This is a genomic window from Bradyrhizobium sp., from assembly GCF_016219575.1.
Lineage (GTDB): Bacteria > Pseudomonadota > Alphaproteobacteria > Rhizobiales > Xanthobacteraceae > Bradyrhizobium.
Genome location: NZ_JACRMG010000009.1, coordinates 99,677 through 115,762, shown reverse-complemented (window position 1 = coordinate 115,762; position 16,086 = coordinate 99,677). Strand labels below are relative to the sequence as shown.

The 16,086-nt window shown below is 65.5% G+C and carries 17 protein-coding genes; 9 read left to right on the top strand and 8 right to left on the bottom strand.

Going from position 1 to position 16,086, the window contains the following annotated elements; translation table 11 throughout:
- Positions 1-56: 56 nt before the first annotated feature.
- The 6 genes from HZB49_RS05620 to HZB49_RS05595 all read left to right on the top strand — a co-directional run bounded on the left by HZB49_RS05620 (position 57) and on the right by HZB49_RS05595 (position 6,730).
- Positions 57-911: a LysR family transcriptional regulator gene (locus tag HZB49_RS05620; RefSeq protein WP_291609520.1), complete on the top strand. Its 855-nt coding sequence runs from the start codon at positions 57-59 to the stop codon at positions 909-911.
- Between the two features lie 306 nt (positions 912-1,217).
- Positions 1,218-1,493: a PepSY domain-containing protein gene (locus HZB49_RS05615; RefSeq protein ID WP_291609519.1), complete on the top strand. Its 276-nt coding sequence runs from the start codon at positions 1,218-1,220 to the stop codon at positions 1,491-1,493.
- Between the two features lie 11 nt (positions 1,494-1,504).
- Entirely contained in the window at positions 1,505-2,068 is a 564-nt protein-coding gene (locus HZB49_RS05610) for a cytochrome b/b6 domain-containing protein (RefSeq protein WP_291609518.1), read from the top strand.
- Between the two features lie 244 nt (positions 2,069-2,312).
- Entirely contained in the window at positions 2,313-3,347 is a 1,035-nt protein-coding gene (locus tag HZB49_RS05605) for an efflux RND transporter periplasmic adaptor subunit (protein WP_291611097.1), read from the top strand.
- Complete coding sequence (locus HZB49_RS05600; RefSeq protein WP_291609517.1) at positions 3,348-6,422, top strand: CusA/CzcA family heavy metal efflux RND transporter; 3,075 nt, start codon at positions 3,348-3,350, stop codon at positions 6,420-6,422.
- Entirely contained in the window at positions 6,419-6,730 is a 312-nt protein-coding gene (locus HZB49_RS05595) for a DUF3240 family protein (RefSeq protein ID WP_291609516.1), read from the top strand. Before HZB49_RS05600 ends, HZB49_RS05595 begins: the two co-directional genes overlap by 4 nt.
- Before the next feature lie 61 nt (positions 6,731-6,791).
- Here HZB49_RS05595 and HZB49_RS05590 read toward each other — a convergent pair whose 3' ends face one another.
- From HZB49_RS05590 to HZB49_RS05580, 3 genes are all read right to left on the bottom strand, one after another.
- A complete protein-coding gene (locus HZB49_RS05590) occupies positions 6,792-7,508 on the bottom strand; it encodes a GDSL-type esterase/lipase family protein (protein WP_291609515.1) in 717 nt (238 codons plus the stop codon).
- 105 nt (positions 7,509-7,613) lie between these two features.
- Positions 7,614-8,384, bottom strand: a complete 771-nt coding sequence (locus HZB49_RS05585; RefSeq protein WP_291609514.1) for a hypothetical protein — start codon at positions 8,382-8,384, stop codon at positions 7,614-7,616.
- Positions 8,385-8,399: 15 nt separating this feature from the next.
- On the bottom strand, positions 8,400-8,600 hold the full coding sequence (locus HZB49_RS05580; protein WP_291609513.1) for a hypothetical protein: 201 nt from the start codon (positions 8,598-8,600) through the stop codon (positions 8,400-8,402).
- Between the two features lie 250 nt (positions 8,601-8,850).
- On the opposite strand from HZB49_RS05580, the gene HZB49_RS05575 reads away from it, so the two are divergent.
- The gene (locus HZB49_RS05575; protein WP_291609512.1) at positions 8,851-9,828 is read left to right on the top strand and encodes a DUF2336 domain-containing protein; all 978 of its coding nucleotides are present in this window, start codon (positions 8,851-8,853) and stop codon (positions 9,826-9,828) included.
- A 185-nt stretch (positions 9,829-10,013) separates the two neighbouring features.
- On the opposite strand, the gene HZB49_RS05570 is transcribed toward HZB49_RS05575, so the two are convergent.
- Genes HZB49_RS05570 through HZB49_RS05560 form a run of 3 tightly spaced genes read right to left on the bottom strand, consistent with a single transcriptional unit; the run spans position 10,014 to position 12,921 of the window.
- Positions 10,014-10,361: a DUF1491 family protein gene (locus tag HZB49_RS05570; RefSeq protein ID WP_291609511.1), complete on the bottom strand. Its 348-nt coding sequence runs from the start codon at positions 10,359-10,361 to the stop codon at positions 10,014-10,016.
- Positions 10,362-10,394: 33 nt separating this feature from the next.
- Complete coding sequence (locus HZB49_RS05565) at positions 10,395-11,093, bottom strand: peptidoglycan-binding domain-containing protein (RefSeq protein WP_291609510.1); 699 nt, start codon at positions 11,091-11,093, stop codon at positions 10,395-10,397.
- Positions 11,094-11,103: 10 nt separating this feature from the next.
- Positions 11,104-12,921, bottom strand: a complete 1,818-nt coding sequence (locus HZB49_RS05560) for a PAS domain-containing sensor histidine kinase (RefSeq protein WP_291609509.1) — start codon at positions 12,919-12,921, stop codon at positions 11,104-11,106.
- Between the two features lie 424 nt (positions 12,922-13,345).
- Between HZB49_RS05560 and HZB49_RS05555 the strand changes: the two genes are divergently transcribed.
- Together HZB49_RS05555 and HZB49_RS05550 are read left to right on the top strand one after the other, a co-directional pair.
- Positions 13,346-13,834 (top strand): DUF5330 domain-containing protein, encoded by a 489-nt coding sequence (locus tag HZB49_RS05555; protein WP_291609508.1) that lies wholly within the window; start codon positions 13,346-13,348, stop codon positions 13,832-13,834.
- A gap of 94 nt (positions 13,835-13,928) precedes the next feature.
- Entirely contained in the window at positions 13,929-14,354 is a 426-nt protein-coding gene (locus HZB49_RS05550) for a SufE family protein (RefSeq protein WP_291609507.1), read from the top strand.
- A 3-nt stretch (positions 14,355-14,357) separates the two neighbouring features.
- On the opposite strand, the gene HZB49_RS05545 is transcribed toward HZB49_RS05550, so the two are convergent.
- On the bottom strand, positions 14,358-14,774 hold the full coding sequence (locus HZB49_RS05545; protein ID WP_291609506.1) for a MucR family transcriptional regulator: 417 nt from the start codon (positions 14,772-14,774) through the stop codon (positions 14,358-14,360).
- A 203-nt stretch (positions 14,775-14,977) separates the two neighbouring features.
- Positions 14,978-15,784 (bottom strand): DUF308 domain-containing protein, encoded by an 807-nt coding sequence (locus HZB49_RS05540; RefSeq protein ID WP_291609505.1) that lies wholly within the window; start codon positions 15,782-15,784, stop codon positions 14,978-14,980.
- Positions 15,785-16,086 lie beyond the last annotated feature (302 nt).

Here is a 16,086-nt window from a genome sequence, read left to right as displayed (position 1 = left end):
ATCCGCCATGCCATAGGTAAAATATCGATATCTGATATCATCTCTAGGATTTGCCTATGGATATCCGCGAGCTTCGATATTTCTCGGCCGTATTCGCTGAGCGAAACCTGACGGCGGCGGCGCGGCGCTGCTTCATCTCGCAGCCCTCGATCTCGGCAGCCATTACCAATCTCGAAGCCGAGCTCGGCACCACGCTGTTCATCCGCCACAAAAAGGGCGTGACGCCGACGGCAGCCGCCGAGCAGTTTCATTCCGTCGCCCGGCGCATCCTCGACGAAGCGGATGCGGCAAAAAACCTGTTCCGGAAACCGGCGGGCAAGCAGACGCTGACGCTCGCCCTGATGCGCACGCTGGACATGGCGCGGACGATCGCGCTGCTGAAGCCGCTCACCGCGTCGCCCGACATCGCCTTGCGGCTGGTCGGCGTGAACGAGGCTGCGGATGCGCGCATCGTCTCCCGGAACATAGCCAAAGCCGACGAGCATTTCATTCCGCTCTGGACCGAACGCTATGTGGCTGCCCTTCCCCCATCACATCCCCTCACCCTGAAGGAGCGGCTGAAGACACAGGATCTGGCCGGCGTGCCCATGATCGACCGTTGCTATTGCGAGCGGAGCGACTTCTTTGCCAAACGCGCCAGCCCGAAGCGCGAGCCGGCGGCGATTGCGGAGTCGGAGGATTGGGCGATGGCACTGGTGGCCGCCGGGGTCGGCGTCGCCATCGTCCCGGAGGGCGTGGCGCGCGCCGCGGTCGATGTCGCGGTTCGCCCGATCGATGTCGACGTAAAGCGCGAGGTAGGCATCGCCTACAGCGGCAAGCGCGCGCCGTCAGACGCGTTACAAGGATTCATCGCGCGCGTGAGGAAACAGAGGCCCGGCAAGCGGCTGTTTCGGAGCGCGAAGGCTGGCTGATCCTCCCAGCTAGGACGACGATACCTTGTCGACGCCGCGGACAATCGCGGGCCTCACCGCCCACGCCAGGCGTCCCGTGACCCAGTCGTCTTGGTGCAGGCTGCGGTCATCGGCCGGGTTGACCATGCGGTCGAACGAGAACCTCGACCAGGCCCTTCATGAAGGAATCAGGCGCGCCGCTCGCCCGCCGGTCCCATGCTGACAATTCACTGACATGGCCGAACAGGTTGCCGTCAGGATCCCTCCGGCAATGTCCGCATCACGCCTCGCCGCACGACGCGGCGGGCCTCGCAACTGGAGAGAACGATGCGCAAGATCACCATGTTCACCATTGCCGCCGCCCTGCTCGCCACCGCCGCGGCCGCTCATGCCGGCAGCCTCGGCCGCCCCTGCACGGCGGCACCGCAAACCCAGTGGCTGCCGATCGAAGCGCTGCAGGCCAGGATCGAAGCCCAAGGCTACAAGGTCCAGAAGGCCAAGCTCAAGAATGCCTGCGGCGAACTCTATACCATCGACAAGACCGGCAGCCGGGTTGAACTGTTCGTCGATCCGACGAGCGGCCAGATCGTCGGTCAGCTCTAACGGGCCGCAACATGAGCGCCATCGATGGTGCGACCGTGACCGGCGGCGCGAAGCCGCCGGCCACGGTCAAGGTCTGGGACCCCTTCGTACGAGTGTTCCACTGGTCGCTGGCCGGGCTGTTCCTGCTCGCTTATGCAACGGGCGACGAGATAGAAAAAGTGCACATCGCCGCCGGCTACACCATTGCCGGATTGCTCGCGCTGCGGATCGTGTGGGGCTTCGTGGGGCCGCGCCATGCGCGATTCAGCGATTTCGTACGCTCTCCAGGCGCCGTGCTTGCCTACATGCGCGACATGGCGTTGCTCAGGGCGCCACGCTATCTCGGGCACAATCCGGCCGGCGGCGCCATGGTCCTGGCTCTGATCGTCATGCTGATCGGCACGTGCACCACCGGTCACATGATGACCACCGATACCTTCTGGGGCGCAAGGTGGGTGGAGAAGGTGCATGAAATCTGCGCCAGCCTCACGATCGGTCTCGTTGTCGTCCATGTGCTCGGCGTTCTGGTGGCGAGTTTCGAGCACCGCGAGAGCCTCGTGAAGGCGATGATCAACGGGAGGAAACGCCAATCGTGAGCAATGCAGGACAACGGCGCGGTTCGAGCGCGGCGAGCCTTTCAAAGCGGCTGGCTCGCTCGAGCCGCTTGATGCAAATCAACTCACCAAGGCGCTGCCGGAGTAAGCGAAATTGGCGATCAGGGAACAAGAAGGTACATCCGTCATGCGATTCCGTCACGGAACTCTGCTTCCAGGCCGTGCCCTGAGCGTGGCTATTGCCGCTCTCTTCACGCTTGCATTCGGCCTGTTGCCCTCGGAGTCGATGGCGCAGGTCGAGGTGAAGCTGAGCGACACGCAGGCGCGGAACATCGGCGTGCGCGTGGCGCATCCGGTGTCCAGCCGGACCGACCAGACGCTGCCCTATCCGGCCCAGATCGTGATTCCAACACCGCAATTGTGGGTCGTCAGCGCGCCGGTTGCCGGCATGGTCACCAATCTGCAGGTCGCGCGCGGCGACCGCATCTCGGCCGGCGAGCAACTCGTGACGCTGCAAAGCCCGAGCTTCGTCTCTCAGCAGCGCGATTATCTGCATGCGGTCGCACAGGAGGTTCTCGCAACCCAGCAGCTCAAGCGGAACGCCGACCTCTTCGAGGGCAAGGCCGTGCCGCAACGGGTGCTGGAAGCGAGCCAGACCGAGGCGCGCCAGGCCAGCATCGTTGTGGCCGAGCGGCGTCAGATGCTGCGCCTGAGCGGACTGTCCGACGAGGCGATTTCCCGGCTGACCAACGAAGCGGCAATCAGCGCAACGCTTACAGTCAGCGCGCCACAGGCAGCATCCGTGGTCGACATCGCGGTGTCGCCGGGCCAGCGGCTCGAGCAATCCGCTCCTCTCGTCAAGCTCGCGCGGCTATCGCCGCTGTGGGCCGAAATTGCAATTCCGGCGTCCAGCATCCGGGCGATCCGCACCGGGGCAAAGGTCGAGATCGAGGGCTATGCCGCGCCCGGCAAGGTCGTGCTGGTGTCCGAGACCACCGATGCGGCAACCCAGACCATCCTGGTGCGCGCGGAAATCCCCAACAACGGAGAACTGCATCCCGGCCAGACGGCCGCAGTCCGCATCAGTTTCGTTTCGGCCGGCGACAGCGCCTGGGAGATTCCGTACGGCGGGCTGGTTCGGCGCGGCGAACAGACCTCGGTGTTCGTCGCTATCGATGGCGGCTTCCGCCTCGTCCCGGTAACGCTGCTTGCGGAGGATCAGGACCACGTCGTGGTATCCGGCCCGATCACCGACAAGGAAGAAGTCGCGATCGGCGGCATTTCGGCGCTTCGCGGCATCCTCTCGGGTCTGGGGCAATAGATGCTCCAGCGCCTGGTCGCATTCGCGCTTTCGCAGCGGCTGTTCGTGATTCTGAGCGTGCTGCTGTTGATCGGCGCCGGCGCCGTCGTCCTGCCGGGCTTGCCGATAGACGCCTTTCCGGACGTCTCGCCGGTCCAGGTGAAGATCATCATGAAGGCGCCTGGCCTTACCCCCGAGGAGGTCGAGCAGCGCATTACCGTTCCTGTCGAGCTGGAGTTGCTCGGACTGCCAAACAAGAAGATCCTGCGCTCGACCACGAAATATGCGCTGGCCGATATCACCGTCGACTTCGAGGACGGCACCGACATCTACTGGGCGCGCAACCAGGTATCGGAACGTCTCTCCAACATCTCGCGCGATTTCCCCGAAGGGGTGAACGGCGGGCTCGCGCCGATCACGAGCCCTCTGGGCGAGATGTTCATGTTCACGATCGACAGTCCCGAACTCTCGCTGGCCGAGCGGCGCACCCTCCTCGACTGGGTGATCCGCCCCGCCCTGCGAACCGTTCCCGGCGTTGCCGACGTCAACGCGCTCGGAGGCTATGTCCGCGCCTTCGAGATCGTGCCGCGCAATGATGCGCTCGCCGCGCGCAGCATTTCCTACGACCTGTTCCGCCGCGCCATCGAGGCCAACAGCCGCAATGACGGCGCAGGCCGCGTCAACCAGGGAGAAGACAGCGCGCTGGTGCGCATCGAAGGCAGCATCCGCGGAATCGACGACATCCGGGCGATCGTCGTCGACACCCGCGACGGTATCCCCATCCGAGTCAACGACGTGGCCCGCGTCAAGATCGGCGCGCTCACTCGCTATGGCGCGGTCACGATCGACGGCCGCGGCGAGACGGTGGAAGGGCTGGTGCTCGGCCTGCGCGGCGCCAATGCCGGCCAGCTCGTCCGTGACGTTCGGGCCCGCCTCGCGGAGTTGAAGCCGTCCCTGCCCAAGAGCGTCTCGATCAACGTGTTCTACGACCGCAGCCATCTGGTCAGCCGCGCCGTGGGTACCGTCGTGCGGGCGCTCGGCGAGGCCACCGTGCTCGTGATCGTGCTGCTGCTGCTGTTCCTCGGCAACTGGCGCGCCTCGCTGGTGATCGCACTGAGCCTGCCTCTCGCCATTGTCATCGCGCTGATCGTGATGCGCGCGGTGGGGATGTCGGCCAACCTGATGAGCCTCGGCGGCCTGGCGATCGCGATCGGCATGCTGATCGACGCGCTCGTGGTCGTGGTCGAGAACATCGTCGGCAACCTCGCCAGGCACGATTCAGCAAAGGCTACGCCCCTGCTCCATCTCATATTCCGCTCGGTCTGCGAAGTCCTGCAGCCGGTCGCCTCCGGCGTCCTGATCATCATCATCGTCTTCGTCCCGCTGCTGACCTTGCAGGGGCTGGAGGGAAAGCTATTCATACCCGTCGCGCTCGCGATCATATTCGCGCTGGCCGGCTCGCTGTTGCTCGCGCTTACCGTCATTCCGGTTGCGACCTCTTTCATACTCAAGTCGGCTTCGCATCGCGAACCCCTGCTGATCCGCGCGGCGCAGCGGGTCTACGCGCCCGCATTGGAGTGGGCGCTGAACAACGAGCGCAAGGTAATCGCCGCCGCACTGATCGGCCTCGTCGCTGCAGGCTTTGCCTACACGAGGCTGGGCAAGACTTTCATGCCGACCATGGACGAAGGCGACGTCATCGTCAGCGTGGAGACGCTTCCCTCCGTCAACCTCGACGAGTCGATCGCCATCAACACCAGGCTGCAGACCGCGTTGTTGAAAGTGCCTGACGTCGCCGGCATCATCGCCCGCACCGGATCGGATGAGCTCGGGCTCGATCCCATGGGGCCCAATCAAACCGACACGTTCCTCGTGCTCAAGCCGCCTGCAGAGAGACAAACCACGGATCGCGAGGCCCTGCTGCAGAAGCTTCGCGAGGTGCTCGCCGGCTTTCCCGGCATCTCGCTCGGCTTCACCCAGCCGATCGACATGCGCGTGCAGGAGATGATCAGCGGAGTGCGCGGCGACGTGGCGGTCAAGATATTCGGTCCCGATATCGCGAGACTGAATGAGATCGCGGCAAAGCTGTCGGCCATCCTGTCCGGCATCGATGGCGCCGAGGACGTTTACACGACCCTCAACGAAGGCGCCCAATACTACACCGTCGCCGTCAACCGGATGGAAGCCGGTCGCCTGGGCCTGAGCGTCGATTCCATCGGCAATTCGCTCCGTACCCAGATCGAGGGCAGAACGATCGGGACGGCGCTCGAGGAAGGTCGCCGCACGCCGATTCTGGTTCGTGGCAGCGAGATGACGCGGGAGGCGCCGACGCTGCTCGCAAGCCTGCCACTGACCCTTGCCTCCGGGCGGCATGTCGCGTTGTCGCAGGTTGCACGAATCCAGCGCGTCGATGGACCGGTGAAGATCGATCGCGAGGACGGCAACCGCATGAGCGTGGTTCGCGCCAACGTCAGGGGCCGCGATATGGTCGGTTTCGTCGTCGAGGCCCGGCAGAAGGTTGCAACTGAGCTGCCGCTTCCAGACGGCTACCGGCTGACCTGGGGCGGGCAGTTCGAGAACCAGCAGCGCGCCGCCGCGCGCCTGTCCGTCGTCGTTCCCGTCGCAATCGGCCTGATCTTCGTATTGTTGTTCACTACATTCGGCTCCGTGCGCCAGGCCGTTCTGGTGCTGCTCAACATCCCCTTCGCCCTGATCGGCGGGGTGTTCGCGCTGGTCGCAAGCGGCGAATACCTGTCGGTTCCGGCATCGGTCGGATTCATCGCGCTGCTCGGCATCGCCGTCCTCAACGGCGTCGTTCTGGTGTCGTATTTCAACCAGCTCCGTGCCCACGGCCTCAGTGAGGAACACATCGTCGTCGAAGGCGCAAGGCGGAGGCTGCGACCGGTGCTGATGACGGCCAGCATCACGGCACTGGGACTGATTCCGCTGCTGTTTGCCTCCGGTCCGGGATCCGAAGTCCAGCGCCCGCTTGCCATCGTCGTGATCGGCGGGCTCCTGTCCTCCACCCTGCTTACCCTGGTTCTCTTGCCGATCCTGTATCGCCGCTACGGCAGTGCCTCGAAGGTGGTCGAATGACGGACGACCCGGTCTGCCTCACGCTGATCGTACCGCGCAAGCTTCGCGATGAGCTGTTCGATAATCTTGCCGAACAGACCGACCTGGTGTCGGGATTTACGGCTTCGGAAGCTGCCGGCCATGGCGCCGAAGTCCGGTTGCACACCGCCGCCGAACGCGTGAAGGGCCACGCCGACCAGGCCTTGGTGCGGATCATCCTGTCGAGGATCGATGCCGGGCGCCTGATTGACCGGCTTCGGATTTCCTTTGCGGGAACCAAGCTCGTCTACTGGATACTGCCGGTGACCGAATTCGGCATCATCGACTAGCGCGAAAGCCTCCGAGTCTTCGGGCCTGCGCACGACGCCGGGATCGGGACCCCCTCGCCCCCTACGATAACCTTGCCTTGTCGACGCCGCGGACAATGGCGAGCCTCACCGCCCACGTCAGGCGTCCCGTGACCCAGTCGCTTTGGTGCAGCCTGTGGTCATCCGCCGGGTTGACCATGCGGTCGAACGAGACCCCTTCGACCTCGACCAGGCCCTTCATGAAGGCGAAGCGGCGGAACACGTTGACGCCGGCGTCCCGCGACAGTTCGCCGATCACCTCGACCATCGCGATCGCCTTGTCCTTCTTGGCCGGCGTCAGCACGGCCGGCAGATACTGCAGATCCATCAGGATGACATCGGCCTGTGTCCGGTCGCGCAGCATGACGAGACCATCATGGATGGCCGCGGTGGTTTCGGTGAAGGAGGGAGGCGGAGGAATGTTGTTCGGACTTTGCCAGACGGCATTGGTTCCGACTTGCCAGATCACCAGGTCGGGATTCTCGGCGATCACGTCGCTGCCGAACCGCTTCAGCTCTTCCGGCGCTTCCTGGCCGCCGGCTCCCCTGTTGACCATGACGATCCCGGCGTTCGGATAGTGCTGCTGAAGCAACGGCAGCAGCCGCGCCGGATAGGGTATCACGTCGCCTTCGCCGGACGTCGTCGACGAGCCGATCGCGACGATCCTGGCCTGCCCCCGGCGCAGCGCCTGCGCCAGGTGAAACAGGCCGTGCTCGAAGGGGATCGGCTCAACCGGAATCTGCGAGGGATCGCCGTCCATGCGGCCGCCTGTCGGTTGCAGCCTCAACAATTTGAGGTGGAACAAGCAGCATAGCGCACCGGAAATACGGAGGATAGCACCCTCGATCTGCGGGACCGGCGAGCCCTACCCCTTCACCGTGACCGCGCACCCGATCGCCGCCGGCTGCACCGGCGGGTTGGTGGCGAGCGCGGCGAGCTCCTTGATCTGGCGGTCGGCATCGGCGGCAATTCCGTCCGGCGCCTGGATCACCAGGCGCTCCAGCGCCCAGCGGTAGGACGAGATGCGGCGCTCCAGGCCCTGCTGCACCCATTGCACGATGCACGCGTTCTCCGCCATGCGCGAAATCGCGTCGTCGCGCTCGCGCGGCGACAGCTCCGAGACCAGCTTCATGCTGGCGTTGCGCTTGCGGTCGAGTTCAATGACGCGGGCGGCGTTGGTATAGAACGGCTCGAAGCGGGTGATGTCGCTGCGCACGTCGTCGATCAGCACGCTGTAGCGCGACATGTGCGAGCGGTGCGGCTCGTCGATCAGGTTGCGGCCGTACATGGTGCGGTCGAAGATGACGTTCTGCCGCCATGGCGAAGGCAAGGGCTTGTAGTCGCCCCACACGCTCTTCCAGGCCGGGCGCGAAAGCGGCGGCTCGACCAGGGGATAGGCGAGATCGCGGAGCAGGCGCTCGTTGTCGGTGAGCTGGAACTGCGAAGCCTTCATGCCGACGCTGCCGGTGACCTCGGCACCCATCCAGCGATGCATGTCATCGCTGCGCATGCTGTCGCGGGTGCGGAAGAAGTCGCCGCCGCTGCAGCCGGCCAGCACGGAGCCGATCAGGACAAGGGCAAGAGCCGGGAATGAGCGCCGTGCTCCGGTGATCCGGTTCGCAAGCATTGCCGGCATGTTAATTTCCTGCAGTCAGGTGCGCCGACGACGACGGCGGCCGGGGGCTGTTCCCTCTTCCGGCCCGCCGTCATCGCCGCTCTCGTCGGCGTCGCGGTCGATCCGGACAACAGGAAGGATCAGGATGGTCCCCATGCCATCGCGCGGTGCGCCATCCATGCCGTGATCCAGGCGCCGCGAAGCCGCATCCGCCGGGAAATCGATGATGGTGCCCATTTCCGTTCTCTCTGGTCGCCGCCCGCACGTGCATGCGCGGCCGGCCAGCCATTATTAAGAACAGCCCGTGGTTAACGGGTTCTTAATCCGGCAGGCCCGCAAAGTACCGGAGTGGGACAGCGCGGCGGCGCGGCAACACCGATAAAATGCCATCGATCCTCTTCACGGCTTGTTTTCCTTAACCGGGTCTTAAAACCCGCTCGCGTAGGCTGGCTGCCCAAGAGATTTCCAGAAGTCGCGTACCTCCGAGATGACCGCAGCTCCATTGTTTCCGGGTTTCGACGGGCTGATGACGCTCTCGCGCCGCGAGGGCGTCGATATCCGCCCCACGCTGCTGCGCGTGCTGACCGACCTTTATGTCCAGAGCCGCTCGCACAGCCCCGACGAGGAGCGGCAGTTCGTCGAACTGACCTCGCGCCTGATCGAGCAGGTCGATGACGCCACCCGCGCCGCGGTGCGCGCACGGCTTGCGGTTTATCCGGGCACGCCGCTGAAGACGATGATCCAGCTCGGGCTTCGCCCCGCACATCCGAGCGACCGCGTGCCGCTGGCCGAAGAGATCCCGGCAACCCCTGCCCCGGAACGCGCCGTTCGCACGCCGACGGAGGCGGAACTGCGGATGGCGTCGAACCTGTCGATGCAACCGAAAGATGCCGCCGAGATCAGCGAACTGTTCTTTGCGGCGAGCGGACCGGAACGCGCGGCCATCCTGCACAATCTCAACGACACGCCGCTCAAGGCCTCCGCCCGGATCCCCGAGCCGCGCGCCAAGCGCGCCCTGCATATCCTGGAGATGGCTGCGTTCGCCTCCGATGCCGGCAATTTCGCGCTTGAACTCGGCGAGGCGCTGATCCTGCCTGCACGCATCGCGACGCTGGTCACCGGCGACGCGGGCGGCGAGCCGCTGGCCTGCGCCATGAAGGCGCTGGATACGCCGAGTCCGGTGTTCCAGCGCGTGCTGCTGTTCCTCAATCCGGAATTCGGCAGCTCGGTGCAGAAGGTGTACCGGATCTCGCGGCTGTACGATCGCCTCAGCGAACGCTCGGCGCTGGTCATGATCGCCGCATGGCGCGGCTCGAGCATGGCCATGGCACGCGCGAAATATCGCCCCGCGCTCTACGACGACGAGCGCCAGCGCGCCCGCGTCGCACCGGGCGAGAGGCGGCCCGCCGTGCAGCCGGGTACGGCGCCGACCGTGCGTACCGGTACCGAGAAGTCGGGCCGCTAGTTTTCTGCCGTCATCGCGAGACAATCCAAATTGCCGATTCCTCATCCTGAGGAGCTTGCGAAGCAAGCGTCTCGAAGGATGAAGGCCCGCATCGGCCTCGCCCTTCGAGACGCGCACCGATGGCGCGCTCCTCAGGTTGAGGGTCTGCTGTTTGCTGAGCTTCGCTGCGCTCGCAACGACAGGAGCTATTGCGGCTTCGCCAGATCGAGAAAATGCCGCCCTGCCCGGTCCTCGGTCTCGACGATCCAGACGTCGGGATCGAAGCGGACTTCCTTGGCGAGCCGCTCTTCGACCGATTGCTCCGTCACGGGCTCCTTCGACGTCGGCGCGAACACGCGCTCCACGGGGCGGCTCTCGTCATAGGCGGTCTGCGGCGCCGGCGCATAGAGCATGGCATTGCCGTCGAGCAGCGCCACCTTCACGAACACCGCACCCGCCTCCTCGGCGCCGCGCCGGCGCACCGCACCGAACACGCCTTCAACCTGGCAGCGCCGCAAATAGGCTGCCACCCAAATCGCTGATTTCAATCGCATGCGGAGAACGATAGGCCAGCCGGCAAGCGCGCGCTAGTCGACCGGACGTCCCGTCATCGCGGAGAGTTCGCGCACCAGGCGATCCGACATCTGGCCGGTCACCGGCAGCTTGCGGTCGCGCTCGAACTTCACGATGGCGGCTTGGGTGTCGGCGCCGATCATGCCGGTCGGCTTGAGCTGCCCGTAGCCATATTCGGTGAGCGTGCGCTGGACCGCGGCGATCTTGCGGCCGGCAGCCGTCTGCGGCGCCGCAACGGGCACCGGCGCCGGCGGGCGCATGACGGAAGCGGACGACGCGGCGGCAGGTGCGGCGGCAGCGGGTGCAGCCGGCGCGGTCGTCTTGGCGACGAGACTGGTCATCGCATCGGATCTTGGTTCGCTCCGGGGCTCGGCCTTGAGCTCGGCCTTGGACTCGGCCTTGGGCTCGGCGACCCTCATGTCGGCCGGCGTCAGTTCGATCGAGCGCGTGGCGGCCTCGGCCGGGCGCGGGCGCGGCAAGGGATTGCCGAGCGGTTGCGCCGGCGCGCCGGCCGTCTTGAACATCGGCGACGGGTGACGGCCGGCCTGCAGGAACAGGGCGTTGGTCAGGATGGCGCCGATCGCGGCAGCGGCGAGCAGGCCCGCAATCATGTCCTTCGGGCTGTGCAGCAGGATCCGCATCGCGAGGCCGCGCTCTTCCTCGACGGCAACGGCCCTGGCACCCCGGCGGCGGCGCGGCATCTCGTCGTCCATGGCAGACTTCCTAGGCACTTTTCTTCACCTGATAGGGTTGCTCTGATGGTGCGGAACGCGGCGCCGGCGTCAGCGTCGCGACATTGCTGGCAGGCGCGCCAGAGACCGGCGGCGCGAAGACGAGCGGCAGTGCGATCGCAACCGTCGTGCCCTCGCCGAGCCGGCTCTGCACATTCATCTCGCCGCCGTGCATGGCGACCAGGCTCTTGACGATCGACAGCCCGAGGCCGGTTCCCTCGTGGCGGCGCTGATAGGTCTTGCCGGCCTGGAAGAAGGGATCGCCGATCCGCTTCATGTCCTCGGCCGCGATGCCGACGCCGGTGTCGGCCACGCGCAACACCATGCGCGCACCTTCGACCGCGGCGGAGGCGGTCACCGTACCGCCGCGCTCGGTGAACTTGATGGCGTTGGAAACGAGGTTGAGCACAATCTGCTTGAATGCGCGGGGATCGCCGGTCATTTCCGGAAGATCGTCGGGCGCGCGGGTGACGAGATCGATGCCGTTCTCGCGCGCCTTCAGCGCCAGAAGGCTGCAGCAATTGACCAGCGCCGCGCGCGGCGCGAACGGTTCCGGCGTCAGCTCGAACGTGCCGGATTCCATCTTCGACATGTCGAGGATGCCGTTGACGACCGACAAGAGATGCTGGCCGGAATCGTGGATCAGCTGCGCATATTCCTTGCGCCGCTTCGCATCGAGCATCAGCAACTCTTCCTGCATGATCATCTCGGAGAAGCCGATGACGGCATTGAGCGGCGTGCGCAGCTCGTGGCTCATGGTGGCGAGGAAGCGCGACTTCGAGGCGTCAGCGCGCTCGGCTTCGGCGCGCGCCTCCTGCAGCGCCTGCTCCTGCATCTTGCGGTCGGTGACGTCGCGCATCACGGCGACGACTTCGCCGTCGGCCGATGCCGCGCCCTGCTCGAGCGGGCGGCAACGCATCTCGACCCAGACGAAATCGCTTGCGCTGCCCTTGCCGTCGCGGCGCAGGCGGAATTCGACGCTGCGGCCTTCGCCGCCATGGGCGCTGTCGGCGAGCGCGGTGAGATAGGCGGGACGGTCGGCGACGTGGACGCGGTCGAACAGGCCGTGACCGAGCAGGCCGGCGGCGGGCGTGCCGAGCACGGCTTCCGCGGCGGGAGAGATGAATTGCACCGCGCCGTTCCTGCGATGGCGCGAGACCACATCGCTCATGTGGCGCGCCAGCAGGCGATAGCGGTCTTCCTCGACATTGAGCAGCGACACGCTGGTGCGCGCCAGCGATTCCGCGCCGAAGGCCAGACCCGCGGCATAGAGCGTGGCGGAAGCCACGCCGAAAGCCATCATCATGCCGTGCAGCGCCGGATCGTCGGCATCTGCGTTCGGCAGCCAGTCGAAATGGCCGAGCATGATCAGCAGCGTGGCGCAGGACAGCGCCAGCGCCACCGCAAACGTCACCACGCGGCGCGAGGCGGAAAGGGCGGCTTCCAGCGGCACCACCACGAGCCAGATCGCGGCAAAGGATTCGATGCCGCCGGTGAACAGCGCCACCATCATCACGGGGCCGGCGAGTGCCAGCGAGGAGAGCACATGCGCGCCTTCGTAGCGGCCGGTGCGCGACAGGAACCAGGCGAGCAGGATCGGCGCGATCAGCCAGGCAAAGGCCGTGACTTCCAGCGCGGTGGGCGCGCCGCGCATGGCGAGATAGACCGGGAAAGCAGCGAAGGCCGCCAGGCTGCCGATCAGCCGCGGCGCGATGAAGGCCCGATGGCGCGCGCGGGTCAGCGCGTCATATCGCGCCGAGGGATGCAGCAGCGCATCGAGACAATCGCGGATGATACTCAGGATACTCACGTGCTTTCGCGTTTCGGCCGGTTCCGTCAAAAAGACGCGCCGGAACGCCTCCTTTATCTTTCGGCTCACCGTGTCAGAGCGACATTAAACGAACGCTAAGGCGGGCGCGTTCACCAGCTTGGTCGCTGATTTGTCGATGTTTTCGCGGGCGCGCCGCGGCCGAATTGGCTGCCATGGTGAACAGCGGGTTTCTGCGGGCCCGTCGCCATGGTTTCGAAATGGTGCACGCGCAGTTTCATGCAACCGGCGCCCCGAATCGGCATCAATCGAAAATTTACGGCGAATCCAGACCGCGGCATTTTTTGCAAATTTTCGCCGAGTTAATCTCAATGCAAACACTTGCGATTTATCAGAGGCCGTTAGTCGTGAATGGGTGCGTCCTCGAAGGCGCCACGGCAACAAGAGACGGACGACTGGTCGCAAGATGTGGTTCCTGCTGCGTTTGACGTTCTGGCTCGGGCTGGTGCTGGTGCTCCTGCCCCGGGACAAGACGCCTGAATCGGACAAGCTGCCGCAGTTCGGCGCGTCCGAGGCGGTGCAGGCTGCGACCGCCGCGATGTCCGACATGAGCCAGTTCTGCAAGCGCCAGCCGACGGCCTGCGAGGTCGGCGGCCAGGCCGCGACCGTGATCGGCCAGCGCGCCGCCGACGGCGCGCGCAAGGTCTATGGCATAATCTCCGACAAGGCCGAGAAGGCCGACAAGCCGGAAAAGGCGGACAAGCCGGCTGACAAGCCGCACAAGATCGACAGGAAGGCGCCCGGCGCCGACAAGTCCGACAACAAGAAGGCTCCGGATCACACCGGCTCGATCGGCGCCGTCGCGGAGGCCGAGCTACCTTTGGCAGTCGAGGCGCCGCGCGACACGCTGACGGCGGACGATCTCGCCATGGAATGGCGGCCGCCGACGCCGTGAGGCCGAATTTGGGCCGCGCGCCGGTTCCATTTCCATCGCTTTCCGGGCTGCGTGACCCTATATAATCCGGGAAACGACCGGAATACGGGCCAATATGAGCATCGACGAGATCAGGGAAAATTTCGAGCTGCTGGACGAGTGGGACGACCGCTACCGCTATGTCATCGAGCTCGGCCGCACGCTGGAGCCGCTGCCGGAGGAAGAGCATTCGGCCGACAACAAGGTGCAGGGCTGCGTCAGCCAGGTGTGGCTGTCCAAGCGCGTCGATCGCAGCCAGGGCGAGCCGCGCATCCATTATCGCGGCGACAGTGACGCCCATATCGTGCGCGGCCTGGTCGCGATCGTGCTGACACTTTTTTCCGGCCACACGCCGAAGCAAATTCTGGCTACCGACGCGCTCGCGGTGTTCGAGGAGTTCGGCTTCCGCGAGCACCTGACGCCGCAGCGCTCCAACGGCCTGCGCTCGATGGTCGAGCGCATCAAGACCGACGCGCGCGAGGCGCTGGCGGCGGCTTCGTAGTGACTACTTGCCGCGCTTGCGGCGCTGCTGGCCCAATCCCATTTCCTTGGCGAGCTGCGAGCGTGCCACCGCATAATTCGGCGCCACCATCGGATAGTCCGGCGGCAGGCCCCATTTGTCGCGATATTGTTCCGGCGTCATGTTGTATTGCGTGCGCAGATGCCGCTTCAGCGACTTGAAGCGTTTGCCGTCTTCCAGGCACACAATGTAATCGGGCGAGATCGATTTCTTGATCGACACCGCGGGCTTGGACGGCTCGAGCGGCGCTTCGGTGCGGCCCGACGACACCCGCACCAGCGCGGCATGGATCTGGCTGATCAGCGCGGGAATTTCCGCCGCCGGCGTCGGATTGTTGCTGAGATATGCCGAGACGATGCCGGCGGTGAGGTCGATGAAGTTCTTGGGCGGGACATCCGTCATGATCGCGCCTTCTCCAAAATCCGTGCAAGAATGCAATCGGACAGTATCGCGACGACAAATACGCTCGCGAGCGGACCGAATTACTTTTGAATATGGGGGGAATGCTAGCACGGTGACAAGAACGGCGCCGCTTTATTTTCGGCGCTGTCCAAAGCCAAGTACGAAGCCAAGTACGAGGCCAAGTACAGCGGCTAGCTAGCTGCTCACGGCCGCTGGTCGAGATGCGCGCGCAGCTCGTCGATGGAGGCGAAGCGCATCATGCCTTCCGGCATCTGCGCCTCGATCGAGCCATCGGAATAGAGCGAATAGGCCATGCCGTCCACCACGCCGGACTTCAGCACCGTCACCTGCGGCGCGGGCGCAGGCGATGCCGCATCCGGCGCAGGGCCGCGGCCAGACCGCCGCATGCGCTCGGATTTCGGCCAGGCGTCCTCGAAGCTCGGCGGCTGTGGCGCAGCAGGCTCGACCGGCGGCGCATCGACGGCCGGCGGATTGGGACGCAGATCCGCCGACAACAGATCGGGCGCCAGCGGCTCGCTGGCGCGCGCGGCGGCACGTTCGCGTTCCTTGCGCGAGGTCGACGTGAACAACAAATTGCGCCGCGGCTTCGGCGCGGGCGCGGCTTCAGCCGGCGGCGGCGGCTCCGCATCGCTGCGGCCTTCCACCCAGGGCGGCGCAGCGCCGTCATCGGCCGGAGCAGCTTCAGCTGCCGCGCGCGGCAGCGGGGGCGACGGCGCGAGTGCAGGCGCGAGAGAGGGCTCCGCCGGGAACGCCGGAAACGCGGGTTGGGCACTTGCGACGGCGCCGCTACCAAGCCGCTGCGAAATATGTTGCAGCTCGCGGGCCACCGCCCAGAGACCGGCCATCAGGAATCCGGAACAGGCCGACACGGCGCCCGCAACAATGAGCGTATTGCCGAGACCGAATTCCTTGTACTGGATCCCGTAACCGAGCGCGCCCAGTCCCACCAACAGCAGGCCTATTCCAGCGCCCAACAGCACCATCAACATCGAACCTACCCCTACACGGAAAAACCGTGCTCAACCGCCGCGGCCACGATACCGTCATATTGCCGATATCGCCAACCGCCTTTGCGCCCCGGAGTTAACGCCCGGGACTGCCTCCGGGGTTCTACGGACGGGCCGTGCAACAGTTCCAATACCGCCCCCTAACCCCCGGGAAGCTTTCAGCAATGTAATGCTTTGCTGCAGCGCATCAGGCGAATTACGCCACAATTCCCAATTACTTGGTAATGGAACTTGCGCTATATGGATGCCGGGGAAGAGGCTCACAAGCGCCACCGCTGAGCCAG

What these genes read in the sequence shown, in the direction of transcription:
- HZB49_RS05590 (WP_291609515.1), bottom strand. Translation starts at nt 7,508, where the DNA reads ATGGACGGCGATCCCTCGCAGATTCCGGTTGAGCCGATCCCCTTCGAG.
- HZB49_RS05570 (WP_291609511.1), bottom strand. Translation starts at nt 10,361, where the DNA reads ATGCGATTGAAATCAGCGATTTGGGTGGCAGCCTATTTGCGGCGCTGC.
- HZB49_RS05550 (WP_291609507.1), top strand. Translation starts at nt 13,929, where the DNA reads ATGAGCATCGACGAGATCAGGGAAAATTTCGAGCTGCTGGACGAGTGG.
- HZB49_RS05595 (WP_291609516.1), top strand. Translation starts at nt 6,419, where the DNA reads ATGACGGACGACCCGGTCTGCCTCACGCTGATCGTACCGCGCAAGCTT.
- HZB49_RS05615 (WP_291609519.1), top strand. Translation starts at nt 1,218, where the DNA reads ATGCGCAAGATCACCATGTTCACCATTGCCGCCGCCCTGCTCGCCACC.
- HZB49_RS05600 (WP_291609517.1), top strand. Translation starts at nt 3,348, where the DNA reads ATGCTCCAGCGCCTGGTCGCATTCGCGCTTTCGCAGCGGCTGTTCGTG.
- HZB49_RS05575 (WP_291609512.1), top strand. Translation starts at nt 8,851, where the DNA reads ATGACCGCAGCTCCATTGTTTCCGGGTTTCGACGGGCTGATGACGCTC.
- HZB49_RS05610 (WP_291609518.1), top strand. Translation starts at nt 1,505, where the DNA reads ATGAGCGCCATCGATGGTGCGACCGTGACCGGCGGCGCGAAGCCGCCG.
- HZB49_RS05605 (WP_291611097.1), top strand. Translation starts at nt 2,313, where the DNA reads ATGGCGCAGGTCGAGGTGAAGCTGAGCGACACGCAGGCGCGGAACATC.
- HZB49_RS05580 (WP_291609513.1), bottom strand. Translation starts at nt 8,600, where the DNA reads ATGGGCACCATCATCGATTTCCCGGCGGATGCGGCTTCGCGGCGCCTG.
- HZB49_RS05555 (WP_291609508.1), top strand. Translation starts at nt 13,346, where the DNA reads ATGTGGTTCCTGCTGCGTTTGACGTTCTGGCTCGGGCTGGTGCTGGTG.
- HZB49_RS05545 (WP_291609506.1), bottom strand. Translation starts at nt 14,774, where the DNA reads ATGACGGATGTCCCGCCCAAGAACTTCATCGACCTCACCGCCGGCATC.
- HZB49_RS05540 (WP_291609505.1), bottom strand. Translation starts at nt 15,784, where the DNA reads ATGTTGATGGTGCTGTTGGGCGCTGGAATAGGCCTGCTGTTGGTGGGA.
- HZB49_RS05585 (WP_291609514.1), bottom strand. Translation starts at nt 8,384, where the DNA reads ATGCCGGCAATGCTTGCGAACCGGATCACCGGAGCACGGCGCTCATTC.
- HZB49_RS05620 (WP_291609520.1), top strand. Translation starts at nt 57, where the DNA reads ATGGATATCCGCGAGCTTCGATATTTCTCGGCCGTATTCGCTGAGCGA.
- HZB49_RS05565 (WP_291609510.1), bottom strand. Translation starts at nt 11,093, where the DNA reads ATGGACGACGAGATGCCGCGCCGCCGCCGGGGTGCCAGGGCCGTTGCC.